Annotated in this window: 22 protein-coding genes; 12 read left to right on the forward strand and 10 right to left on the reverse strand. The window is 60.9% G+C overall.

From position 1 onward, the window contains the following. Positions 1-99 precede the first annotated feature (99 nt). Positions 100-1,083, forward strand: coding sequence for a glutathione S-transferase family protein (locus JNB71_RS05305; protein ID WP_220370754.1), 984 nt, complete (start codon positions 100-102; stop codon positions 1,081-1,083). A 2-nt stretch (positions 1,084-1,085) separates the two neighbouring features. Here JNB71_RS05305 and JNB71_RS05310 read toward each other — a convergent pair whose 3' ends face one another. After that, on the reverse strand, positions 1,086-1,574 hold the full coding sequence (locus JNB71_RS05310; RefSeq protein WP_220370755.1) for an NUDIX domain-containing protein: 489 nt from the start codon (positions 1,572-1,574) through the stop codon (positions 1,086-1,088). Positions 1,575-1,663: 89 nt separating this feature from the next. Here JNB71_RS05310 and JNB71_RS05315 point away from each other — a divergent pair, with 89 nt between their 5' ends. The 6 genes from JNB71_RS05315 to JNB71_RS05340 all read left to right on the forward strand — a co-directional run bounded on the left by JNB71_RS05315 (position 1,664) and on the right by JNB71_RS05340 (position 8,975). Then, positions 1,664-2,566: a metallophosphoesterase family protein gene (locus JNB71_RS05315; protein ID WP_220370756.1), complete on the forward strand. Its 903-nt coding sequence runs from the start codon at positions 1,664-1,666 to the stop codon at positions 2,564-2,566. A gap of 157 nt (positions 2,567-2,723) precedes the next feature. After that, positions 2,724-3,281: a tetratricopeptide repeat protein gene (locus JNB71_RS05320; protein ID WP_220370757.1), complete on the forward strand. Its 558-nt coding sequence runs from the start codon at positions 2,724-2,726 to the stop codon at positions 3,279-3,281. Between the two features lie 194 nt (positions 3,282-3,475). Further along, positions 3,476-3,994 (forward strand): RNA polymerase sigma factor, encoded by a 519-nt coding sequence (locus tag JNB71_RS05325; protein WP_018326921.1) that lies wholly within the window; start codon positions 3,476-3,478, stop codon positions 3,992-3,994. 3 nt (positions 3,995-3,997) lie between these two features. Then, positions 3,998-4,831: an anti-sigma factor family protein gene (locus JNB71_RS05330; protein ID WP_220370758.1), complete on the forward strand. Its 834-nt coding sequence runs from the start codon at positions 3,998-4,000 to the stop codon at positions 4,829-4,831. Positions 4,832-5,000: 169 nt separating this feature from the next. Continuing rightward, entirely contained in the window at positions 5,001-8,279 is a 3,279-nt protein-coding gene (locus JNB71_RS05335) for an adenylate/guanylate cyclase domain-containing protein (protein ID WP_220370759.1), read from the forward strand. 15 nt (positions 8,280-8,294) lie between these two features. After that, positions 8,295-8,975 carry a redoxin domain-containing protein gene (locus JNB71_RS05340; protein WP_220370760.1) on the forward strand — a complete coding sequence of 227 codons (681 nt, stop codon included), beginning with the start codon at positions 8,295-8,297 and terminating at the stop codon, positions 8,973-8,975. Between the two features lie 189 nt (positions 8,976-9,164). On the opposite strand, the gene leuA is transcribed toward JNB71_RS05340, so the two are convergent. Next, a complete protein-coding gene (leuA, locus tag JNB71_RS05345; RefSeq protein WP_220370761.1) occupies positions 9,165-10,868 on the reverse strand; it encodes a 2-isopropylmalate synthase in 1,704 nt (567 codons plus the stop codon). 374 nt (positions 10,869-11,242) lie between these two features. Between leuA and JNB71_RS05350 the strand changes: the two genes are divergently transcribed. Beyond that, positions 11,243-11,512, forward strand: a complete 270-nt coding sequence (locus JNB71_RS05350; protein WP_220371155.1) for a type II toxin-antitoxin system Phd/YefM family antitoxin — start codon at positions 11,243-11,245, stop codon at positions 11,510-11,512. Positions 11,513-11,519: 7 nt separating this feature from the next. After that, on the forward strand, positions 11,520-11,909 hold the full coding sequence (locus tag JNB71_RS05355) for a type II toxin-antitoxin system VapC family toxin (protein WP_220370762.1): 390 nt from the start codon (positions 11,520-11,522) through the stop codon (positions 11,907-11,909). 57 nt (positions 11,910-11,966) lie between these two features. On the opposite strand, the gene JNB71_RS05360 is transcribed toward JNB71_RS05355, so the two are convergent. Continuing rightward, positions 11,967-12,548, reverse strand: a complete 582-nt coding sequence (locus JNB71_RS05360) for an ATP-dependent Clp protease proteolytic subunit (protein WP_112857248.1) — start codon at positions 12,546-12,548, stop codon at positions 11,967-11,969. A gap of 246 nt (positions 12,549-12,794) precedes the next feature. On the opposite strand from JNB71_RS05360, the gene JNB71_RS05365 reads away from it, so the two are divergent. Beyond that, complete coding sequence (locus JNB71_RS05365; protein WP_220370763.1) at positions 12,795-13,373, forward strand: HupE/UreJ family protein; 579 nt, start codon at positions 12,795-12,797, stop codon at positions 13,371-13,373. A 53-nt stretch (positions 13,374-13,426) separates the two neighbouring features. On the opposite strand, the gene queF is transcribed toward JNB71_RS05365, so the two are convergent. The 6 genes from queF to JNB71_RS05395 all read right to left on the reverse strand — a co-directional run bounded on the left by queF (position 13,427) and on the right by JNB71_RS05395 (position 21,193). Then, positions 13,427-13,891: a preQ(1) synthase gene (gene queF, locus JNB71_RS05370; protein ID WP_220370764.1), complete on the reverse strand. Its 465-nt coding sequence runs from the start codon at positions 13,889-13,891 to the stop codon at positions 13,427-13,429. Next, positions 13,888-14,802, reverse strand: coding sequence for a cation diffusion facilitator family transporter (locus JNB71_RS05375; protein WP_220370765.1), 915 nt, complete (start codon positions 14,800-14,802; stop codon positions 13,888-13,890). The genes queF and JNB71_RS05375 overlap by 4 nt, the downstream gene beginning before the upstream one ends. A gap of 185 nt (positions 14,803-14,987) precedes the next feature. Continuing rightward, the gene (locus JNB71_RS05380; protein WP_220370766.1) at positions 14,988-17,177 is read right to left on the reverse strand and encodes an anthranilate synthase; all 2,190 of its coding nucleotides are present in this window, start codon (positions 17,175-17,177) and stop codon (positions 14,988-14,990) included. A gap of 242 nt (positions 17,178-17,419) precedes the next feature. Next, a complete protein-coding gene (locus JNB71_RS05385; protein ID WP_220370767.1) occupies positions 17,420-18,163 on the reverse strand; it encodes an SDR family oxidoreductase in 744 nt (247 codons plus the stop codon). Positions 18,164-18,238: 75 nt separating this feature from the next. Next, positions 18,239-18,784, reverse strand: a complete 546-nt coding sequence (locus JNB71_RS05390; protein ID WP_220370768.1) for a MarR family winged helix-turn-helix transcriptional regulator — start codon at positions 18,782-18,784, stop codon at positions 18,239-18,241. Positions 18,785-18,982: 198 nt separating this feature from the next. Then, positions 18,983-21,193, reverse strand: coding sequence for a TonB-dependent hemoglobin/transferrin/lactoferrin family receptor (locus JNB71_RS05395; protein ID WP_220370769.1), 2,211 nt, complete (start codon positions 21,191-21,193; stop codon positions 18,983-18,985). Positions 21,194-21,483: 290 nt separating this feature from the next. On the opposite strand from JNB71_RS05395, the gene JNB71_RS05400 reads away from it, so the two are divergent. Then, positions 21,484-22,296: an extensin family protein gene (locus tag JNB71_RS05400; protein ID WP_220370770.1), complete on the forward strand. Its 813-nt coding sequence runs from the start codon at positions 21,484-21,486 to the stop codon at positions 22,294-22,296. 147 nt (positions 22,297-22,443) lie between these two features. After that, positions 22,444-22,953: a DUF1993 domain-containing protein gene (locus JNB71_RS05405; RefSeq protein ID WP_220370771.1), complete on the forward strand. Its 510-nt coding sequence runs from the start codon at positions 22,444-22,446 to the stop codon at positions 22,951-22,953. 56 nt (positions 22,954-23,009) lie between these two features. On the opposite strand, the gene JNB71_RS05410 is transcribed toward JNB71_RS05405, so the two are convergent. Next, positions 23,010-24,689, reverse strand: a complete 1,680-nt coding sequence (locus JNB71_RS05410) for a formate--tetrahydrofolate ligase (protein WP_220370772.1) — start codon at positions 24,687-24,689, stop codon at positions 23,010-23,012. Between the last annotated feature and the right edge of the window lie 115 nt (positions 24,690-24,804).

Below are 24,804 nucleotides of genomic sequence, written 5' to 3' on the forward strand. Positions count from 1 at the left end.
ACTGTTCAGCATTTGCTGGCTAATATGCGCGGCCGAGACGCGTTATCTACTCGACAATCAAGTCACGAACAGCGGCACTCACGCCGCAGGAGATCAATGATGGGCATGCTGGTCGAGGGTATCTGGCACGACGTCTGGTACGACACCAAGGAAACGAAGGGCCGCTTCGAGCGAGCCGCCGCACAGTTCCGCAACTGGGTCACCGCCGACGGTTCGGCCGGGCCCTCCGGCGAAGGCGGCTTCAAGGCGGAGGCCGGGCGCTATCACCTCTACGTGTCGCTTGCCTGCCCCTGGGCGCACCGCACGCTGATCTTCCGCAAACTGAAAAAGCTCGAGGACCTGATTACCGTCTCGATCGTCGATCCGCTGATGCTGTCGAACGGCTGGGAGTTCAAGAACGAGATCGGTGGAACGGTCGATCATCTGTTCGGCTCCAAAACGCTTTGGCAGGTCTATGTGAAGGCCGATCCACGCTATTCCGGCCGGGTCACTGTTCCCGTCCTCTGGGACAAGAAGCGAAACACGATCGTCTCCAACGAATCCTCGGAAATCATCCGCATGTTCAATTCGGCCTTCGACGGGCTCACGGGATCGAGGGACGACTTCTATCCCGAGCAACTGCGAAGCGAGATCGACAGCCTGAATGCGCGCATCTACGACGCCGTCAACAACGGCGTCTACAAGGCCGGCTTCGCCACGACGCAGGAAGCCTATGCGGAAAACATCACGATACTCTTCGATGTGCTGGATGAACTGGACGAGCGTCTGGCGACCCGGCGCTACCTGACCGGCGGACGCATTACCGAGGCCGACTGGCGTTTGTTCACGACGCTGGTGCGCTTCGACCCGGTCTATGTCGGGCACTTCAAGTGCAACATCCGCCGCATCGGCGACTACAAGAACCTGCAGGGCTATCTGCAGGACCTCTATCAGGTTGCCGGCGTTGCCGAGACGGTCAACCTGCGCCACATCAAGGAGCATTATTACCGCAGCCACACGATGATCAACCCGACCGGTGTCGTTCCGGCTGGCCCCGAGCTTGATCTCGATGCGGCGCATGAGCGCGAGAAGCTCGCGGCCTGATGCTACCAGAAATCGGCTGGCGGCGTTTTTCCCGAAAGCTCCGCCAGCCGCCTGTGGGTGGCAGGCGTCGTGTCCTTCGGCAGATCATCGAGGGCGAAAAAGCCGCTCTCGACGATCTCCAGGTCCGGCTTGCGCGGTACAGTCTGGCGGACATTGCGGCAGCGATAGAAGAGCACGTGGTCACGCTTGCTCGTCAGCCGGTTGAAATAGACATGGAAAAGTTCGGGAGGATCCGTCAGTTCCAGATTGCCCTCCTCACGCAGTTCCTTGACCAGCGCTGCAAAGGCCGTTTCGCGCCGCTCCAGCCCGCCGCCCGGCATATGCCAGCCAGGCACGTAGGAATGCCGGACCAGAAAAATCCGCCCCTTGTCGTCGAAACAGGCGGCGCGCACGCCCATGGTCATGCCTCGGGCGAAGGCGAAATAGCCGTGCATCAGGCGGGTAACCAGCCGCGTCTTCCAGCTGTGCATTTCCGGCGGCGCTTCGGTCATGCCGATCCGGTTCCTTTCATCGATGTCATGCGGAGGATAAAGCGCATCGCATGATTCCCCTTTCCGGGAATATGCGCTAGGTACAAATTATGTTCAAACTCGCGCATATTTCCGACATTCATCTCGGCCCCCTGCCCGATCTTTCCTACCGTGAACTCGCCTCGAAACGCATCACCGGCTTCGTCAACTGGCACCGCAACCGCCGTAACCACCTGGTCGGCAACACGCTCAACCTTTTGATGGACGAGATCGAGCGTGCCGATCCGGATCACCTGGCGATTACCGGTGACCTGGTCAACCTCGCCTCTTCGCGTGAAATCGAGATCATGACCGCATGGCTGAAGGAAGCCGGCGACCCGGAAAACATTTCCATCGTGCCCGGCAATCACGATGCCTATGTGCCGGGCGCCTATGAAAAGACCACCAAGGCCTGGTACCCCTACATGCGCGGCGAACGCGGACCGGCGGAGTGGAACGAGGATTTTCACTGCTATCCCTATCTGCGAGTCCGCGGCCAGGTGGCATTGATCGGCTGCTCGACCGCAGTCGCCACTCCTCCCTTCGCCGCCAGCGGCTATTTCGGCAGCCGTCAGGCGCGCGAGACCGTCAATCTCTTGCGTGCAGCCGGTGAAGCCGGTCTGTTCCGCGTCGTCATGATCCACCATCCGCCTATCCACGGCGCGACCTCCATGCACAAGCGCATGCTCGGGATCCGCCGCTTCGCCGCAACGATTTCCGCCGGAGGCGCCGAACTGGTGCTCCATGGCCACACCCATCTGAACACGGTCTATTCCCTCAAGGGCCAGATCAGCCCGGTGCCCGTGGTTGGCATCGCTTCGGCCTCGCAAGGTCGTGGCGGCAGGAAACCGCCGGCCGGGTTCAACCTGTTTTTCATTTCCGGCAGCCCCGGCCATTGGAATCTCGTTCGCGAGCGGTTCGAACTCACCATGGACGGCCGTTCGGTGACGCTCGTCGAAACCACGCGCTTCTGAATCATTGATCGTTATCGATACTCGCCAAAACGGCAAAAAGCGCTATGCTGGGAAATATTCGGCGTTCGTCATCCGTCATACGGAACTGACCGGACCGCCGGCGTCATCAAAGACGTCGGGCAATCCCGTTTTCCGGGGGCAGTTTCAAAACCAGGAGATGACCATGATCAATCGCAAGACCGCACTGTTGGCTCTTTTTTCTGCGGTTTCCGCCTTTACGCTTGGGCAAACCGCCTGGGCCGCCGGTGAGGACACTACGGCCCCGCCGAAAAAGACCCAGACCTCCACGGAATGCAAGGACGGACAGGTTTGGGACGAGAAAAAGAAGGAGTGTGTCAACGCCAAGAAGAGCGGCCTTGACGACGACATCCTCTTCAAGGCGGCACGCGAACTTGCCTATGCCGGCCAATACGAAAATTCGCTGAAGGTGCTCGACGCCGTCAAGGACCAGAACAGTGCCCGCATCCTGAATTACCGCGGTTATGCCCACCGCAAGGCCGGGCGGATGGAACTGGGCATGAGCTATTACAAACGGGCGCTGCAAACCGACGAAAACTACATTCTTGCCCGCTCTTATATGGGCCAGGCCCTGGTCGAGCAGGGACAGATCGAAGAAGCAAAAGCGCAACTGATCGAGATTCGAGATCGCGGCGGCGAGAACACCTGGGCATATCGCGCCCTCCTGGAAACGCTTGGCGGCGTTCGCCACTACTGATCCCGCTCAGGCCGGGCGGCTCTGGTCGCCCGGCCTTTCATAGGGCATTGGGAAAATGCCTTGGAAGCGGCAAAATATGCGCTGCCTGCCGGCTGCCGACTTGCAGACCATGGGCCAAATGTTTCATATCAACCGGCGTGTATTTCGACCCGGACGAATAAACCCTCGCTCCGGAACGTTTCTTTGGAAGAGCAATGCGTCCAGCGGCCGAATCGAACGAATTCAGAAGGGACTTGGTCAGCGTCCTGCCCAAGTTGCGTCGTTTCGCAATGACACTGACGCGCAATGCCGCCGATGCCGATGACCTGGTTCAGGAGGTCTGCGAGCGGGCAATCACCCGCAATCACCTCTGGAATGGCGAAGGGCGGCTTGAAAGCTGGATATACGCAATGACCCGCAATCTCTGGATCGACGAAATCAGGAAGCGCAAGGTTCGCACCGGCGGCGGCACGGTCGATGCCGCCGAGCAGGACGAGTTGTCGGTCGAGGCATCCGGCGAGAAGGCGGTTTACGCCAATCAGTTGCACAAGATGATTCTTTCCATGCCAGAGGGCCTGGCGAGCGTCTTCGTGCTGGTGAATGTCGAGGGACACAGCTACCGCGAGGCCGCCGATATCCTGAAGATCCCGATCGGCACGGTGATGAGCAGACTTTCGACGGCACGCATGCGTCTGGCCGCAATGATTACTGAGACGACGGAAAGGAGGGCCTGAACGTTGCAAAACACGAAAGGGCTCGCGCTTGAAGTTCGCCTGTCGGCCTATCTCGACGGCGAAGTCAGCGAAGCAGAACGCAAGGAACTGGAACAGCTGGTGGCGCGCGACGACGAGGCCAGAATGCTGCTCGAAATGCTGAAAGCTGGAAATGCCTTTGGCAACAAGGCTTTCGAGGAATTTCTGCACGATCCGGTTCCGTTGTCGCTGGTTCGGCGGATCAAGCAGGGCCCGGGCGTCAATCCGAAGGCAGAGCGCGTCGTCAACGCTGCACCGCGCGAGACGAAGGTCCGGCTGTGGCCGCGGGCGCTTGCCGCCTCGATCACCTTGCTGCTGATCGGCAGTTCAACCGGCTACATCATCGGGAGGACCAGCAATGACGGTGCGCCCTCGGTGAACGTGGCGGCGGCCCGCACCTGGCTCGACGACATCGCAGATTATCATCGCATCTATTCGCGGCAGACCGCAGAACATCTCGTCGAAGTGCCGGCTTCGAGCGGCGCCAAGATCGAAAGCTGGCTAGCATCGAGTGTCGGCGTAAACTTTTCCCTGCCGGACCTGAGCACGCGCGGCCTCACCTTCGAAGGAGCCCGGCTGCTCGTCGCTGGCGGAAAACCGGTGGCGCAGCTGATGTACAAGAACGAGGACGGCGACGTCTTCGCCATCTGTTTCCTGAAAAGCAAGCCGGGCACATCAGATCGAAACATGGCAGAAAGCATACGCGACGATCTCGCAATGATTTCCTGGCAGAAGGGCGGCGCCTCCTATGTGGTCGTCGGTCCTTCGTCCGACGCAAATCTGCAGCAGTTGGCCGATACTGTTTCAACCGCAATCTGAATGGCGTCGCCGGCATAGCACAGCGCAGGGACCGGAGACCCTCCGGACACGAGGCGGACGGGGTTCCGCGCTTGCCACCCCTTGGAATAGGGTCCATTATCTGTCGCTGTAGGGGCCACGGCCACGCTCAAGGGAGCCGGTGGGCGCATGGCTCACGAGGCCAGCGGTGATGAACTGCGTTCAATGCGGTTGTGAAATCCAAGCCGGATTTGCCTTTTGCCCGAGCTGTGGAGCAAAGCAGCCGAAATCCTGCCCTGGATGCGGCTATCCCTGCCAGCCGGACTTTGCGTTTTGCCCGCAATGCGGCACAGCAATTGCCGCCGGGCCGGCAACCCAGAAACCACAGCAGCCCCGCTCGCAGCCGCCACCTGTCCCCATGGCGGTTGCCGAAGCCGCCTCCGAGCCGGCAATATCCGATCAGTCTGCCGATGCCGACCGGCGCACCGTTACGGTGCTCTTCGCCGATCTTTGCAATTTCACCGCGCTCAGCGAGCAGACCGATCCGGAGCTGCTCCAGACATTGCAAAATGAGCTGTTTGAAGAACTGACCGAAGCGGTGCAAACGTTTGGCGGGTTTGTCGACAAATTCATCGGCGATGCCCTGCTCGCCCTGTTCGGCGCACCGCAAGCGCATGAGGACGATCCGGAACGGGCATTGCACAGCGCGCTCGAAATGAGCCGCCGGGTGGCCGGCGTCGCCAAGCGCTGGAGTACCCGCATCAGCCTGCCGCTTGCGCTGCATATCGGCGTGAACACGGGACCGGTGGTCGCCGGCGGCGTGGGTGCAAGCAATAGCAAGGCCTATTCGGTGACGGGCGATACCGTGAACACGGCACAGCGCCTGCAGGCGATGGCGGAACCCGGCGACATCCTCGTCGGGCCCGTCACCCATCGTCTCACACGGCATGCGTTTTCCTTCAACTCGCTCGGCACGTTGCCATTGCGTGGCAAAGCCGAAGGCGTGCTGATACATCGGCTGACCGGACGCGTCGAGGCGGCGGCCAATCCCCGTGGCCTGTCCGCCCTCGGCCTCCACGCGCCGATGGTCGGTCGCGATGCGGAACTCGCTGGCCTGCTGCGCTGCCTGGATGCCGCCTGCTCGGGCGTTACGCAATTCGTCCGCCTGACGGGGGAAGCCGGCGCCGGCAAAACGCGCCTGGTGGACGAATTCCTCGAAAAAGTCCGGCACGAACCCCGCTTTGCCGATGTTGTCGTGCGACAGGCGGCCTGCTCGTCCTTCGGGGAGCCATCCTACGGCACCCTCGCCGCCATCGTGCGCTGTGCCTATGACATTGGTGGAAACGACAGCCCCGACGACGCCCGCCGGCAGCTCTCCAGCGGCCTGGACGCGCTCGACCTGGCGGCCGCAGAACGGGAGCGGCTGATACCGCTTTTCCTTTGCATTCTCGGTTTCGGCGATCCCGACGGAGTGCTCAAGCACGTGGAGCCGGAGCAGCTGCGACGGCAGATTTTCTATGCCATCCGCACCATTCTCGAGCGCCGCCTCCAACGGGCGCCGCTGCTTCTGATAATCGAGGATCTGCATTGGGCCGATACGGCCTCGCTGGAAACCTTGCGGTTTGCGATGGATCGGCTGGAGCGCAACCGGCTGATGCTGCTGACGACCCACAGGCCCGCATTCGAAACGGACCGGCTGAATTCTGCCAAGGCCAGCCTGACGATGCTGCGTCTGCCTCCCCTTTCTGCCGCCGAAGGCCACGAACTGCTTTCTGCCCTGTTCGGCGCGGGCGGACTGCCGGCACGACTGTGCAACCGAATCGTCGAGCGGGCCGGCGGAAACCCGCTTTTCATCGAGGAGATCGTGCGACGCCTTATCGAGAGCGGCGAGTTGAGGCGCGACGGCGCACGCTGGGAAGTTAACAAGGCGACGGCGGCTGCGGACATTCCCCTCAGTATCCAGGCAATGATGCTGGCCAGGATCGATCGGCTGCCGCCACGGGTACGGAAGCTCGCCCAGACGGCGGCGGTCATCGGCACGCGCTTCGAGACATCGGTCCTCGAAGCAATCTTCAGCGACCCGGCGGGAATAGAAACGGGTCTCGACCATCTGTGCGAGGCGGAAATCATCGAGGAGTCACCGGGCGGAGTTGCGTCAGACAGTTTTGGTTTCTGCCAGACAATGCTGCATGAGGTGATCTACGACAACCTGCTTCTGAAACGGCGTACCGAACTGCACGGGCTTATCGCCGAGACCCTGGAGCGGCGATATGGCACGCAACCGACCCGGCTCGAGGATCTCGCCCTGCTCGGCTACCATTTCGGCCGCTCTGCGCACAAGTCAAAGGCTGCCATTTACCTGACGGCTGCAGGAGACGAGGCTCGACGGACCTATGCCAATGAGGACGCGCTGCGCTTCTACCGCGAGGCATTTGACGCACTCGGCGATCGCCAAGACAGCGCGTGGCTCGTGCCATGCGAGCGGATTGCCGACCTTTACGGACCGGCCGGTCAACGCGACAGGGCGATGGAATTTTACAGGGACGCCCTCAAAGCCCACCAGGATGCCGACGATCACCTGGCGGCTGCGCGGATACTGCGCAAGCTCGGCCGGCTGCTCTTCGATGCCGGCAATCGCGATGCCGCGCGCAGCCGTTTCGCCGAGGCCGCAGCACTGCTCCAGGACACGAACGCCCCGATCGAACAGGCGCATCTGCTGCAGGAACAGGGTCACCTCGCTTTCCGCAGCGGTGACTATGCGGGCGCCGTCAGATGGGCCGACGAAGCATTGCGCTGCGCCGAGCGGCTGCCGCCGCAAAAAAGCGACGAGAGTGAAGCAAACGAAGCGACACTGGCGATCGCGCAGGCGCTCAATACCAAGGGGACGGCGTTGGCGCGGCTCGGGAAAACCAGGGAAGCCGTCGCCGAGGTCGAGCGTAGCGTCGAGGCGGCGCTCCGCTGCGGCCAGCTCAATGCGGCCTGCCGCGGATATACCAATCTCGGCGTCCTTTACACGATCATCGATCCGGCGCTCGCCATCGAGATTTGCCAGCGCGGCTACGAGATGGCGAAACGGATCGGCGATTTCGGGTTCCAGGCACGGTTGCTGACCAACATCGCCGTCGCCTACTGCACCTTCACCGACCGCTGCGCGCGAGAGGGAATGCCTGCGGTGCAAACTGCACTGGCGATCGACCGGGCACTCGACCAGCGGGACCATCTGCCGGTGCCGCTGCTGGTGCTGGCGCAGATCTATCAGTGCCACGGCGAGCCGGATCTCGCCAGACGACATTATCTTGAGGCTCTCGAGGCCGCTCGCGACTCCGGTGAGGCGCAATTGCTCTTTCCGTGCTACGATGGTCTGGCAACGCTCAGCCTCGACGCCAACGACATGCAGGGGGCGGAACGCTACTTCGATTTGGCGCAGGACATCTGCGCGCGGCATGATATCGACCCCAAAACACTAGTGATACTGCCGTTCCTTGACTAGCGGAGGAATTCAGCAATGGAGCAACACAACATCCAGGGCCCGTTGCGGCCCGGCGACCGCGCACCGAATGTGGTGCTTGACGCAATCACCCATGGCGGCAAGATCGCCATCGACGACTTTCGTGGCCGCAGACCCGTCCTTGTCGGATTGTTTCGCGGCCTGCACTGCGCGTTCTGCCGCCGCCAGATCGCGGCGATGGCGGAGCTGGAAACGCCTTTGCGCGACCAGGGCATCGACAGCCTGACGGTTGTCAACACACCGACCGAACGCGCGCGGCTCTATTTCCGCTACCATCCGATACCCAATCTGCTCGCCGCGTCCGATCCAGAACGGGTGTCGCATCGCGCCTTCGGCCTGCCCAATCTCGAATTCACCGAGGACGAGAACAGATGGCCGTACAAGGTCGACATGGGCACGGTGATGAGCATGCGCGTCGATCTACCCGGCGAACTGCCCGAACCGATGAACCCGGTGGCGGCTTCCGAATTTCTCGACAAGCTGGACGGATACGAAGTCACAGAGGACGACCGGCAGATGAAGGCCGACGGATACGGCCAGTTGACTGGGGAGTTCCTGCTCGACAGGGACGGCATCGTCCGCTGGTGCTTCACCGAAGTCACCGACGAGGGGCGGCACCTGTTCACCAGCCCGAGCCGGCAGGAATTGATGTCCGCCGCCGCCCAGCTTCCCGCATAAGCCAGCGCCAGCCGTACAGCTGTCCGCCGGCAGGCGCAATGATCCGTAAGGTCGCAACGCCCTCGGCGGCGGTCGCGCTGAGCCGCAACCGCCAGCCTGCCGACACCTGAGGAATTCAGAAAAGCCGGAGCGACGCGAAAAAGGGCCGCATCCATGGGGTGCGGCCCTTTTCATGCAAGGAAAAGGATTTCAGCCTGCCTGAAGAACCCGGTTCGCCGCGGAAACGATGGCTTCGAGGGAAGCCGCCACGATGTTCGTGTTGATGCCGACGCCAAAGAGTTTGCCGCCCGGATACTCCACTTCGACATAGGCGATCGCCGCCGCGTTCGAGCCGTGCTGCAGCGAATGCTCGGAATAATCGGCGACCGACATTTCGACACCGAGATAGATCGACAGCGCATTGATGAAGCCGTCGATCGGGCCGGTGCCCTTGCCTTCAATCCGCTTTGTCTCGCCGTTATCGGTGATTTCAGCCGCCACCACGCGCACGCCCTTGTGCTCGCCGACCGGATAGGTGTGGTGGTCAACGAAGCGGATGCGAGCATTCGGCTGATCGACGTAACGCTCGATGAAGCGCGCATAGATCGCCTTCGACGGCAATTCCTTGCCGAGTTCGTCGGTGATCCGCTGGATATCTTCGCGGAACTCCACCTGCAGATTGCGCGGCAGGTTGATGCCATAGTCCTCCTGCAGGATATAGGCGATGCCGCCCTTGCCCGATTGCGAGTTGATGCGGATGATCGCCTCGTAGGAGCGGCCGACGTCCTGCGGATCGATCGGCAGATAGGGCACCTCCCAGAGCGGCTTGTTGGCGACCTTGATCGCCTTCATGCCTTTGTTGATCGCATCCTGGTGCGAGCCGGAAAAGGCCGTGTAGACCAGTTCGCCGACATAAGGGTGGCGCTCCGGAATCGTCATCTGGTTGGAGTATTCATAGACGTCCTTGATCCGCTCGATATCCGAGCAATCCAGCTGCGGATCGATCCCCTGCGTGAACATGTTCAACGCCAGCGTCACGACGTCGACGTTGCCGGTGCGCTCGCCGTTGCCGAACAGCGTGCCTTCGACGCGGTCGGCGCCGGCCATCAGGCCAAGCTCGGTGGCCGCGATGCCGGTGCCGCGGTCGTTGTGGGGGTGCAGCGAGATGATCAAGTTCTCGCGATTGTCGAGATTGCGGCACATCCACTCGATCTGGTCGGCATAGATGTTCGGCGTCGCCATTTCGACTGTCGAAGGCAGGTTGAGGATCAGCTTGTTTTCTGCCGTCGGCCGGACGATCTCAGTCACCGCGTTGCAGATTTCCAGCGCGACCTCCAATTCCGTGCCGGTAAAGCTCTCCGGCGAATATTCGAAGCGGAAACCGCCCCCAGCCTTGGCCGCCATGTCGGTGATCATCTTTGCGGCATCGGTGGCGATCTGCTTGACGCCCTTGACGTCCTTGCCGAACACCACGCGGCGCTGCAATTCGCTGGTGGAATTGTAGAAATGAACGATCGGCTTGTTGGCGCCCTGCAGCGATTCGAACGTGCGGGTGATCAGTTCTGGCCGGCACTGCACCAGCACCTGCAGCGACACGTCATCCGGCACATTGCCTTCCTCGACGCACCAGCGGGCGAAATCAAAATCCGTCTGCGAGGCGGAGGGAAAGCCGATCTCGATTTCCTTGAAGCCCATGTCGAGCAACAGCTGGAACATCCGGGCCTTGCGGTCGTGGCCCATCGGATCGACCAGCGACTGGTTGCCGTCGCGCAGGTCGACCGAACACCAGATCGGCGCCTGGGTGATGGTCTTGCCCGGCCAGGTGCGGTCCGGAATATTGATCTGCGGATAGGGCTGATACTTGACGGCAGCCTCGGGCATGCCCTGCTTGACGGTGTGGGATTTCATGATCATTGCGGCTTCTCTTCGTGTCTGAGGCGCATTTCCCGCATGCAATAACCGATCGTGGATCGCATTGCGATGGCAAATGCTGGCTCTTGAGGTTCTTTTCGTCTGCTATTCAGGGAAGGCAAGGAGCTGGGGCCGGTGGGCTTTCGGCCACCGGGCGCTCCTTCAAAGAACCCGGCAACCGCGCATAAGGCCGAGAAGAAGAAGCGAGGCGCACGAACGGTCCGCAAAGGCGATGTGCCCGCGGGAAACCTGCTCGATGATCTGTGCGCCTGTGTTTGACATCAGCGCTGTATAAACGGAGAGCAACTCAAGAGCAAGATCAGGCTCACCAATTTGTGAACCTTGAAAATGCAGCCACATGCAGCTACATTGCTTTCATGGTTCAGATTCCGATCCGCGAAGCCAAGAACAAGCTGACCGAACTCGCTCGCCGCGTCGAGGCCGGTGAGACGATCACGGTGACCCGCAACGGCAAACCGGTGATGGAGCTTGTGCCCCCGAAGAAGAAGGGGGGGATCAACTGGGAGGGTTTTGAAAATTATAAAAGGGAACACGGCATAAAGGAAATAATCGGCTACGTAGCTCCCGATTTCGATGACCCCTTACCCGAGGATTTTTTGATAAGCCCTTTGCCGTCCGTCAAATGACGCCCTGATGAAGCTGCTGCTCGACACCCACATCTACATCGCCATGCTGAAATCTCAACCGGAACAGTTCGGCAAACAGATAGGGGCTCTTCTTAACGCAAGCGAGAACGAGCTGTTTCTCAGCGCCGCAACGCTTTGGGAAATGTCTATCAAATGGAGACTGGGGAAGCTGGATATTCTTCAGCCCCCAGAGCTTTTGCCGACGCTTGCCCGGGAATTCGGCATGAAAATCGTTGCCGTCAACGAACGCCATGCAATTGCCCATTCCGAGCCTGAGCCCCCGACCCGGGATCCATTCGATCGCCTGCTGCTTGCCCAATGCGCGGTCGAGGGCATGAAGCTGGTCACGATCGATGCCGCGCTCGCCGGCCACCCGCTCTCGGCAACCGCCGACTGAGAGCGAAAAACCCCGCCGGAAGACCAGCGGGGCAAAAGCTTCAAAAGCCGGCAAAGATTAGATATCGGCCTGCGAGGTGATGATCCGCGACACGAGGCCGTAGGACTTGGCCTCCTCGGCGGAGAGCCAGTAGTCGCGGTCGGTGTCCTTGGCGATCTTTTCGATCGGCTGGCCGGTGGCTTCCGAGAAGATCCGGTTCAGGCGCTCGTTCATCTTGAGGATTTCACGAGCCTGGATCTCGATGTCGGACGCCATGCCGCGGGTGCCGCCGGACGGTTGGTGCAGCAGGAAGCGCGTGTTCGGCAGGCAAATGCGACGCTCCTTCGGAGCCGCGACATAGATCAGCGCGCCGGCGGACGCGACCCAGCCCGTGCCGATCATCCAGACCTTCGGCTTGATGAACTTGATCATGTCGTGGATCGAATCGCCGGATTCAACGTGTCCGCCAGGCGAGTTCACGTAGATGCGGATATCCTCGTCGCTTGCGGCGGCAAGCGCCACGAGCTGCGAGCAGACCTTCTGCGCCAGTTCCTGATTGATCGGGCCATAGATGAAAATCGAGCGCGACTTGAACAGGTTCGCCTCGGTTTCTTTGCCCAAAGGCAGCTCCGTCTTCTTGTCGTCTTCGTCTTCGTTCATCCGCTGTCTCCCGCGAAATAAAATCAATTGTCCTGCCGCAGTCAGATAAGGCGACTCGAGCGCGAAAACAATGCAACAAAAGCGGATGGGTATGAAAGCGCAATCAGCAGCCCATTGCGGCTATGGTAAAGACGAGAGGTAGGGCAAATGCCGTATGGACAGGAGAGCATTGCGAAATAAGATGCGATGTCACGAATTCGCATCCGGCGGGCTGCTCCCACGCCCCGCCCTCCAGTGGGGACCATAATGAAAAGACGCATTCTTCTCGCCGCATTGGCCTTCGCCGCTTCGATCACTCCCGCCTTCGCCCACCTCGATCCGGCCGAGCACGGGTCGCTGATGGCGGGCTTCACCCATCCGCTCTCAGGCCTCGATCATCTCCTGGTGATGGTCGCCGTCGGCCTCTGGGCAGCACAGATCGGCGGACGCGCTCGTTGGGGCGTTCCGGCAGCTTTTGTCGGCATCATGGCCCTTGGCTTCGGACTGGCAGTCACGGGCATACACCTGCCCTTCGTCGAGCCTGCAATCCTTGCTTCGGTCGTCGCGCTCGGCCTGCTGGTCGCCCTGGCCGTCCGCTGGCAGGCGACCGCCTGCGCTGCCATTGTCGGCGTCTTCGCGCTTTTCCACGGCTACGCCCATGGCGGCGAGCTGGGAGCGGCCGGCGCCCTGCCCTTCAGCACCGGCTTCATCATGGCGACGGCGCTTCTGCACGCGGCGGGCATCGGCCTTGGTCTCGGCATCAGCCGCCTGCCTTCAGGCGCAATCTTTTCCCGGCTCCTTGGCGGCCTCACCGCGTTTGCCGGCCTCGCGCTGATCCTCAACTGATCGCCGCGCATTCAAAGAGAAGCGGCGGGCTCACAAGCCCGCCGTTTTCATTTTCAGCCGCGGCCGCGATAGGTCGGCACGCCCTGATCCGGCAACCAGACGCCTTCCGGCGGCGCACCCGTCTGCCAGAAGACATCGATCGGAATACCGCCGCGCGGATACCAGTAGGCGCCAATTCTCAGCCACTTCGGGTCGAGCAGTTCAACGATCCGCTTGGCGATGTAGATCGAACAATCCTCATGGAACGCGCCGTGATTGCGGAACGAATGAAGGAAGAGTTTCAGCGACTTCGATTCCACCAGCCAATCGCCCGGCAGATAGTCGATGACGATGTGAGCAAAATCCGGCTGCCCGGTCATCGGGCAAAGCGAGGTGAATTCCGGCGCGGTGAAGCGCACGACGAAACCCGTGCCGGCATTGCCGTTCGGCACCCGCTCCAGCAGCGCTTCCTCCGGACTTTGCGGGGCAGCCACGTTCTGGCCGAGCTGCGAGAGGCCGGATACATCGGTTTTTGTCATTTTTTCACTCCTTCGACAACCTTGACCCTGATTCCATGGGCCTTTTCGCCTTCCGGCTCGACATGAATGGTGATCTTTGCGCCGCGATTGACCTCCCGGATCGAGTCTTCCAGGCGATCGCAGATGTCGTGCGCCTCCCCGACCGACATCGTAGCCGGAACCACCATGTGAAATTCGACGAAGATCGCCGTTCCCGCCTGCCGCGTCTTCAAGGCGTGCACGCCGAGCGATCCCGCCGCATGGGCCGTGATCGCCTGCGTGATGGCCGCCTCCTCGTCCTCCGACACGGCCCTGTCCATCAGCCCGTCGATCGACCGCGCGATCACCTTCCAGCCCTCATAGAGGATGTTGCAGGCAACCAAGACCGCAAGCAGCGGATCGAGCACCGCATAGCCGCTGGCGATAGCCAGCACAAGACCAACCAGCACACCCGCCGAAGTCACGACGTCTGACATGATGTGATGTCCGTCCGCGGACAAGGCGGGCGAGCGATAGGCTCGCCCGGCGCGGATGAGCACATAAGCCCATATAGCATTGACGACGCCGGCCAACAAATTGACCGCCAGACCGAGCGCCGGCGTTTGCGGTAACCTCGGCGACAGGATGGCGGGTATCGCTTCGAAAACGATCAGCAGTGCCGCCACGACGATCAGCACGCCCTCGACGACGGCCGAGAAATATTCGGCCTTGTGGTGGCCGAAGGGATGATCGGCATCGGCGGGTTTGGCCGCATAACCGATCACGGCATAGGCTATGATGGCAGCCACCACGTTGACGATCGATTCCAGCCCGTCGGACAGCAGCGCCACCGATCCGGTCAGCCACCAGGCGAGCATCTTCAGCCCCAGCACGGCAACTGCGATCGGAATACCCCAGAACGCCAGGCGCTGTGCGGCCGACACCTCCTGCATTGTCTTCTCCCTGCACATGCAAACGAATTGCAAAAATCGGTTCTTTAGAACGCCGAAACCGCTGAAGCGGTTCGAGCGCTTCAGCGGTTTCGGTTGATGCGCATATGGTTCAAAGCGACCGACTTGTCAAAGCCCCGCTGGCGAAAAGCGCATGGTCGCCTCAAACCCGGGCGAAGTGCGCGGGGTTACGCAGCCTTGATCTTCGCCCGCTTGACCAGATGCGCCACCACATTCTCGATCATCCGCATGCCGGCATCGCCGCCGAGTGTCATGATCGATTCCGGGTGGAACTGCACGGCGGCAATCGGCTCCTTCATGTGCTCGATGCCCATGATCGTGCCGTCGTCGCTCTCGGCCGTGATCATGAACTCGCGCGGCAGCGTCGAGGGATCGGCGAAGATCGAGTGGTAGCGGCCGACCGTTACTTCCTTGCCGAGGCCAGAGAAGACGATGCCCGGCTCGAGCACGCGGATGCGCGAAGGCTTTCCGTGCATCGGGATGGCGAGTTGGCGCAGATCGCCGCCATAGGCTTCCGCCAGCGCCTGCAGACCGAGGCAGACCCCGAAGATCGGCAGATCGCGGGCACGCGCCTTCTTGATCGTCGCCTTGCAGTCGAAATCCTTCGGCATGCCGGGACCGGGTGACAGAACGACGAGATCCGGCTTCACCCTGTCGAAGATTTCCTCGGCGACCGGGGTGCGGACCGTCGTGACCGTCGCGCCCGTCTGGCGGAAATAGTTTGCCAGCGTGTGGACGAAACTGTCCTCGTGATCGACCAGCAGGATGTTGACACCGGTGCCGACGGAGGCGACGTCGCGGCCCGCACCGCGGGTATTAGCGGATTTTGCGTCGCGAATCGCTGCGATCATGGCGGAGGCCTTCAGTTCGGTTTCGGCTTCTTCTTCTTCCGGGTTGCTGTCGTTGAGCAATGTAGCGCCGGCACGAACCTCGGCAATGCCATCCTTGATGCGGATGGTGCGCAGCGTCAGGCCGGTGTTCATGTCGCCGTTGAAGCCAACCATGCCGATGGCGCCGCCGTACCAGGCGCGCGGGCTCTTTTCATGGGCTTCGATGAAGCGCATCGCCCACAGCTTCGGAGCACCGGTGACGGTAACCGCCCACGCGTGGCTGAGGAAACCGTCGAAAGCATCCATGTCGTCGCGCAGGCGGCCTTCGATGTGGTCGACCGTGTGGATGAGGCGTGAATACATCTCGATCTGGCGGCGGCCGATGACCTTGACGGAACCCGGCACGCAAACGCGGCTCTTGTCATTGCGGTCAACGTCCGAGCACATGGTCAGCTCGGATTCGTCCTTCTTGGAATTGAGCAGCTTGAGGATCTGTTCGCTATCGGCGATCGGATCGTCACCGCGCTTGATCGTGCCGGAAATCGGGCAGGTCTCGATGCGGCGGCCGGAGACACGCACGAACATTTCCGGCGAAGCGCCGACGAGGTATTCCTGGTTGCCGAGATTGATGAAGAAGGAATAGGGCGACGGATTAATCGCCTTCAGCCGGTTGGAGATTTCCGAAGGCTTGCTCTCGCAGCGCTCGAAGAATTTCTGGCCCGGCACGACTTCAAAGAGGTCGCCGCGACGGAAGCTCTCCTTGGCCTTGACGACGAGTTCGGCATATTCGCCCGGGCGATGATCGCCATGCGGCGGGATGCTGTCGATGGTCTGGAAAGGTTCGGGCGCGATATCGCCGGCCTTGCCCTCCGTCGTCATGCCATCCTTGGCGAAATCATAGCGATCGATCCAGGCCTTGGCGGCATAGTGATCGACGACGAGGATTTCGTCGGGTAGGAACAGCACCATGTCGCGCTGGTCGTCCGGGCGCTTCAGCTTCAGCTCGATCGCGTCGAATTGGAAGGCGAGATCGTAGCCGAAGGCGCCATAGAGCCCGAGGCTCGAATCTTCCTGCGAATGGAACAGATTGGTGACGGCACGCAGAACCGTGAACACCGTCGGGATCTTCGAGCGCTCTTCTTCGGTAAAGACCCGGTCCGGCGTGTTGATCGTCAGATCGAGACGGCGGGCGGTCGATTTGCCAAGCGTGATGTCGGCGATCCCGGCGAGATGCTGCGAAATCATCGACAGCAGCGCCTCGCCGCGCTCGTTATAGGCTTCGATCCAGAGCGAACGGCCGAAAGAGGATATGGCAAGCGGCGGATCGATGACCGCCGTGTCCCAGCGGGTATACCGACCCGGATATTCATAGTTGGAGGAAAACACGGCACCACGGCGCTCGTCGAGCCGGTCGACATAGCTCGCGATCGCGTCGCCATAGGCCGCCTCGCGCCGCCGGCGGGTGACGGAAATCCCGCCCTTGGTGGTATAGGCTTCCGCACCGTCTTCAAGAATTGTCGTCGCCATTTTTCGCTCCGTTCAGACCCGCCATTCCTGCGGCCCGAATACAAAAAAGCCGCCTCGAAACTTCCGGGCGGCTTATCGTCTCAATCACGCATGACTGGTCAAGGCCGCTTCAGCGAGCCCACCACCAGATCGAAAGGATGCGTGCCTGTGTCATGGCGAAAGTGTTAGCGTGAGACGAAAGTTTGCGCAAGCGGGCGACGGCGGAAAAATATCGGGCATTTCCCGCCGAGTGCCGAACTGGATCATGCGGGCAGTCTGGTCGACATCTGTGCCTGGAGGCCCTTTGGGTCAGCGGCGAAGGCTGCCGCAACATTGCGGGTCAGTTCGCCCGGAAAGACCTCCTCCACCCCAGTTTCGACGGCGTCGAGCGTGTCGCGGACAACTTCCAACGGCTGCAAACGTGGCTCCGGCAGGCTGCGTCCCATATCCGTTTCCACCTGCACTGGCATCGAGGCAACGACATGTGTTCCCTGCCCCTTAAGCTCAGCACGGATCGAGCGTGTGGCAGCAAGCCCGGCAGCCTTCGAGGCGGAGTAGGTGCCGGCCAGCGGCAAGGTCACGAGCGAAAGGAAGGAAAGCACATTGACTATGCTGCTCTGCCTGACCTTCGCCAGGATCGGCGCAAAGGCTTTCGACAGCGCCAGGATCCCGAAGTAGTTGACCTCCATTTCCTGGCGGGCGATCGACACGTCGGGAGCGGAGATGACGCCCTGCCCACCGGCAAAGCCGGCATTGTTGATCAGCAGCGTCACGTCAGTGGCGACCTTCGCGGCGTTTTCGATATCCGCTGCATTGGTGACATCGAGTTTGAGCGCGACGAGACGACCGGGATCGAGCGAAACGAGATCGGCAAGCGAAGCCGGATCGCGGGCACCGAGATAGATTTTCTTCACGCCCCGGCGCCGGAGTTCCGACACGAACGCCCTGCCGATACCGCGATTGGCACCGGTCACGAGGGCAACGGCATTTTCGATTTTCTGAGACATCCGTATATTTCCTTTATGTGTGCATATGCACTTTTGACGATCAAAAAAGCCGGAGATTGCCGGCCTTTTCATTCTTCAGGCTGTAGCGCCCGCCGGAATGGCAAGGAGCATCTGACGCAGTTCATCCGCACGCTTGGCACCGACCAGTTCCACATATTCCGCCTGCGCGGCATGCCAGCACTCGACGGTTTCCGCCAGTTTCGTCTTGCCTTGTTCCGAAAGCGCCAGCAGAAGCTTGCGCGACCCCTTGCCTTCTGGTTCGCTGACCACATAACCGTCACGCTCCAGCGGTTTCAGAGCCCGCACCAGCGTCGTGCGGTCCATGACCATCGCTTCGGCGATTTCCGACATACCGACCTTGCCCGCTTCGGCGATAAACGCCAGCAAGGAAAACTGCGCCGCCGTCACCCCCGCCTTGGCATAATGCCGTTCGTAGAGCTGCGACACGAAGCGCGCAGCCTGACGGATGGCGAAACAGTTGCAGGTGGCGACGGACGAGTTTGCTTTCATTTCATGACGTCTATATGTGCATATGCACTTTGTCAATGAAGTTTCTGTCTGCAGAAAAAATGGAGCCGCCTTTGCAGGCCGCTCCATTAGATTGATGACAAAGTTGGCCATCTCCCTCTTCCGTCATGCTCGGGCTTGTCCCGAGCATCTAGATCCGGAAATGAGTTTGAAAATAAGCCTATCAATAGCTGAACGGGTACGTGGCGGATCCTCGGCCAAGGCCGAGATGACGTCGCGGATGCTTTGAGGTTTGTCAGCGATCTGCATGGAGCGGCTTGCGGCCGCTCTTTTCATTCATCTGGGCCCGCCTCAGAAGCGCTGGGTCAGGGAAACCTTGAACGTGCGCCCGGGCTCGGAATAGTAGGCTCTGTCCGGTGATGCCGCGGAGAGTGTGACATCACGCACGCTGATGGCGTCGTAATATTCCTGGTCGAAAATATTGTAGACGCCTGCCCTTACCGTCAGATCTTCGACCTTTTCCGGTTTCCACCAGCCCGTCAGGTCGACCAGGCCATATCCGGGCGCCTTGAAGGTCGCGTCCGAATTGCCGGACACTGCTTTTGCGGCGATGAAGGTCACATCCGCGCCCCAGGTTTCCGTTGCGTAGCCTGCTCCGATGACGCCCTTCAACGGTGCCACCGACCCGAGTTTCAGGCCCGTTTCGAGATCTTCGCCGTCGGCATAGGTGAGCGAGCCGTTGATATGGAAGCCGGATGCGAAGGACTTGTGGGCGGACAGCTCGACGCCGTAGATGCGCACCCGATCGCGATTGACGTATTGGGTGATCCCGTTCGGGTAGGTGGCGGGATCCTGGACGGGTGCGGCATCGGTATCGATGAAGTTGCGGTAGCGGTTGTAGAATCCGGCGATGCGCCCACCAAAATCCTCGTCGCCGAGATTGGCGCCGATTTCGAAACCGTTGCTGGTTTCCGGCTCCAGGTCCGGATTTCCGAGCCTGAGATAGGTGCCTGGGCCGCCGTAATCGAGGTAGAGCTCGTTTGCCGTCGGCGAGCGGAACCCCATCGCCCACTGGGCGAAGAGTTCGACATCCGTCGCTGCTTCGTATTTGGCAAGCAGCTTCGGCGAAACGGCGTCGCCGGTCTGGCCTGGCGGCAGGCCATCGTAGTTTGGATTGGCGGTATAGGCGGCCGTTTCCTGGGGCGAATGGTCGTACCAGTCGTAGCGCAGGCCGGGCGTCAGCGAGAAAGCGCTGTTGCCGATGGCGATCTCGTCTTCGAGATAGATGCCGAATTTCCGGCTGTCGACATCCGGCATGTCCGCCTGGTTGGTGTGCAGGAAATCGCAGGCCGAATCGGGAGTGGTATCGCAGCTGTCATCGCCGGAGGAATATTGCGTCGTCTGGCCGATCGAGAAATCACCGCCGAGCCGAACAGTATGGTTGAGCCGCCCAGTGTCGAACGACTTCTCCATGGAACCGGCGGCGCCGACCGAACGGTTTTTTACCTCGCTGTTGCGCCAGTAATCGCCGACGACCGACGTGGAGCGATATCCCGACTTGCCGCTGTCACGGGTCAGATCCTGCCAGTAGAAGACGGCGTTGGCCGTATCGATCAGCGCGTCGTCGTCTACGGCTTCGAATTCGTAATTCAGCGAAACACGGTCACGCTTGATGTCCTCGTTGCCGTCCAGGTCGCCCGGCTGATAGTTGCCGAAGGTGCTCTGCTCGTTTCTGAGGTCGATGTCCTCGTCGCGGTCAAAACGTTCGCCGGTCAGCGTGAAGGTGTGGCCGGTATCGGTATATTGCTTGACCTTCACCAGCACGTTCGTCTGGTCGAAATCGGCGGGACTGGGCTCCGAGCGACCCGCACCATAGATGTCGGATGAGCCGGCATTGTCGGGTTCGTGGCCCCTCTTGTAACCACCCTGAAACAGTACGGCGGTGCTGCCGTATTGGGCCGCCGCTGCCGCTGACGTCCCCCAACTCTCGTCCGTGCTGTCGTAGGTGAACTTGAAAATACCACCCCAGGTCTTGCCCTCGCCGATCAAGTCCTCCGGCTGTAGCGTGTGAAGCACCACGGCGCCACCGAGAGCGCCATCGCCGGCGCGGCTCGAATCTGCGCCACGGACGATGTCGGCTGCCGAAAGTGTGTCGAAATCGAAGCTGTCGACGCCTCCGTCGGCATCACGGGCGCCGTCATCGAGATAGGGAATGACGATGCCGTCGATCGTCGTCTGGACCCGCGCGCCGTCCAACCCGCGAATATTGACGCTGCCATTGGCCCGATTGAAGCCAACGCCGGGCTGCAGCGCGCGGCCCAGGTCACTAAACGAGGAAACCTGATTGTCCTGAATGTCCTTAGCCGTCGTTTGCGTCGCAAGCGGAGTGTCCGCAACGCCGGTCTTCTTGCTAGCCTTGACCGACAACTTTTCCAGCACCGTCGTGCTCTCGTCGTCGGCAGCCGCTGTTGCCGTGGCGTCCTGCGCCTGGGAAACACAGGCGGCAGCAGAGAATAACGCCGCACACGCCAAGAGGGCAGCGCAGTGATGCCGGGTAATCATAGTCAGTCCTTTGACAAGTTCACCGGGCTGGCTGCTGAGACGCTGTGCTCAAAGGGGCTGGCTAGGTACGGGGGACGAAATATGGGCAGCGGGAATTGCCCTCGTTCGTCATCGGTTAGAAAACATGACTATCGCTGTCAACAATAATATCATACTTTTGCCAAACTCCGGCAGCCGATCCCGGCGGGTGCCGAATTGGCAACGTTCCGGCGTCCGCTGAAGTGCAACCATTCCCGCCCGAATGCGTTGTGGACGTGCTCCTGCCACGTTGGCAGGACCGGAGTTCGTTCATGCACCTTCGAATCGTCGCCTGTCTTCTATCCGTCCCCCTCCTCGCAGGCGCGAGCCTTCCGAAAACAGGTCCCCTCCCCGAGAAAAAGCCGACAGTGGCAGAGACGACAAAGCCGGCGGAGGAAAAAAGCGAGAAGGACGCTCCCAAGACGGAGAGGAAAGAGAAACCCCTTCCAATCCCGGGACATGCCAGGCCGTTGACGGAAAAACCTGAAACGCAGCCGGAACCCGTGCTGACAATCGAGCCGGAGGACCGCAAGGAGTATGACGCCTGCCTGGCCGCCCTGAAACAGATGGGTACGGCCTTCAAGGAAGAGAAACGGATCGATGACGGCAAAGGCTGCGGCATCGACAAGCCGCTCACCCTCGACATGGTGCTTCCGGGCGTCGCATTGAAACCGGAAGGCAAGATGCGCTGCGAGACGGCGCTGCAGCTCGCCCGCTGGACGAAGGAAGCGGTTATCCCGGCGGCCAAGGCGGCGCTGCCAAGCGAAGGACCACTGGCGTCAATCAACCAGGCATCAAGCTATGTCTGCCGGTTGCGAAACAACGGCACGACCGGAAAAATCTCCGAACATGCCCGCGGCAACGCCATAGACATCGCGTCCTTCACGTTCAAAAGCGGCAAATCGATCGAAATCCGGCCGCGCGACGAGGACTCGACCCTGGCCGGCGCCTTCCAGCGGGCGGTGACGGCCACAGGCTGCCTCTATTTCAAGACAGTGCTTGATCCCGGCAGCGACGCGGCTCATGAAACCCATCTGCATTTCGACGTTCTCGAGCGCAAGAACGGCTATCGCTACTGCCGCTGAAGACCATTGATCCGTCTCGCGCGCCTCCGGCATGAATAGTTGCGTGACGGGTGCTCTCGTCATCTTGCCAGCAGCAGGATCGGATACCATCTGCTGAGAGCGCTGGCCTTGAACCCGGGCTGGCTCCCCCTTGCAAAGGATCGCCCCATGCCTGTTTCCATGTACAAAATTTCGGTTCCCGTCTTCATCCGCGCGCTGAACGTCCTTGCCGGACTGCTCGACAAGGCCGAAGCCCATGCGGCCGAAAAGAAGGTACCGCTGGATGATCTGTTCAACGCACGCCTTGCGCCGGACATGTTGCCCCTATCCGGCCAGATCCAGCGCGTCAGCGACACGTCGAAAAACGCCATCGGCCGTCTGACCGGCGTTCCCGCCCCAAGCTTTCCCGATGAAGAAAAGAACTTTGCCGAGTTGCGCGAACGGATCGCCAAGACGATCGCCTTTCTCGAAACCGTCAAGCCATCCGACCTGGAGAAGAGCGACGACAGGGAGGTGACGATCAGCTTCGGAAAGCTGAAGTTCACCTTCACCGGCGTCGACTACCTGTTGAAGTTCGCCCTGCCGAACTTCTTCTTTCACGTCACCACGACATACGACATCCTGCGCAACCGGGGCGTGGCCGTCGGCAAGGTTGACTATCTCGGACCCTATAACTAGCGCGTCGCCGATCCAGGGCCCCGCACGCCTCGTTCGGGGTCCTCGAGTGACGAAGTCTAAAACAGTCCCTCGATGTATCCCTCATCATTGAGGAAGATCTTCTCCGACGACGGCGCCCTTGGGAGGCCCGGCATGGTCATGATCTCGCCGGTGATGACGACGATGAAGCCAGCGCCAGCCGATAGCCGGACTTCACGGATCGGAACCGTATGGCCCGTCGGCGCGCCGCGCAGATTTGGATCGGTCGAAAAAGAGTATTGCGTCTTCGCCATGCAGATCGGCAGATGGCGGTAGCCCTGCGCTTCCCATGCATGCAGTTGATCGCGCACGCTCTTGTCGGCGATCACTTCGCCGGCGTGGTAGATATCCTTGGCGATGGTCTCGATCTTGTGGAACAGCGACATGTCGTCGGGATAGAGCGGCGAGAACTGCGAGCGGCCATTTTCCGCCAGTTGTACGACTTTGCGGGCCAGATCCTCGATACCGGCCGAGCCTTCCGCCCAGTGCCTGCACAGAATTGCCTCGGCGCCGAGCGTGGCGACGAAACTCTTGATCGCCTCTATTTCGGCCTGCGTATCCAGCGTGAAATGATTGATCGCGACGACCACGGGAACGCCGAACTTCTTGACGTTCTGGACGTGGCGGCCGAGATTGGCGCAGCCCTTGCGGACCGCGTCGACATTCTCCTGGCCGAGATCCTCTTTCTTCACACCGCCGTTCATTTTCATGGCGCGGGCCGTTGCGACGACCACCGCCACATCCGGCTTGAGACCGGCCTTGCGGCACTTGATGTCGAAGAACTTCTCCGCCCCGAGATCGGCGCCGAAACCGGCTTCTGTGACGACGTAATCGGCAAGTTTCAGGGCCGTCGTCGTCGCCACCACGGAATTGCAGCCATGGGCGATATTGGCAAACGGGCCGCCATGAACAAAGGCGGGGTTGTTTTCCAGCGTCTGCACGAGATTGGGCTGCATCGCATCCTTGAGCAGCACGGTCATGGCGCCATCCGCCTTGATATCGCGGGCAAAGACCGGCGTCCTGTCACGCCGGTAAGCGATGATGATGTTGCCGAGGCGCGTTTCGAGATCCTTGAGGTCGGTGGCAAGGCACAGGATCGCCATGACCTCCGATGCGACGGTGATGTCGAAGCCGGTCTCGCGCGGATAGCCATTGGCAACGCCGCCGAGCGGGCCGACGATATGGCGCAAGGCACGGTCGTTCATATCCATGACGCGGCGCCAGGCAATGCGGCGAATGTCGATGTTCTGCTCGTTGCCCCAATAGATGTGATTGTCGATCAGAGCCGACAACAGGTTATGGGCCGACGTGATGGCATGGAAATCGCCGGTAAAATGGAGGTTGATGTCCTCCATCGGCACGACCTGCGCATAGCCGCCGCCGGCCGCTCCGCCCTTGACGCCGAAACAGGGGCCGAGGGAGGCCTCGCGAATACAGACGATGGCCTTCTTGCCGATCCGGTTCAGCCCGTCGCCGAGACCCACGGTCGTCGTCGTCTTGCCTTCGCCGGCCGGCGTCGGGTTGATCGCAGTGACGAGGATCAGCCGGCCGTCTTTCCCATCCTTCTGCCGGGATATGAACTCGGCGCCGATCTTTGCCTTGTCATGACCGTAGGGAAGCAGATCTTCCGGTGGAATACCGAGTTTTGCGCCGATCTCCAGGATCGGCTTCTTGTTGGCTGCGCGGGCTATTTCGATATCGGACTTGACCTCGGCCATATGGTGTCTCTCCCCTTCCACCCTTTTTTGCCTGTCAGCATAAGAGCGCGAAGCGGGGCTCCTGGCCACACCCTGGTTTGCCGCCGGATAGGTCAAAAACGACAAGGAATGTTCA

Origin of the sequence: Rhizobium herbae (genome assembly GCF_019511375.1) — a bacterium.
Lineage (GTDB): Bacteria > Pseudomonadota > Alphaproteobacteria > Rhizobiales > Rhizobiaceae > Pararhizobium > Pararhizobium herbae_A.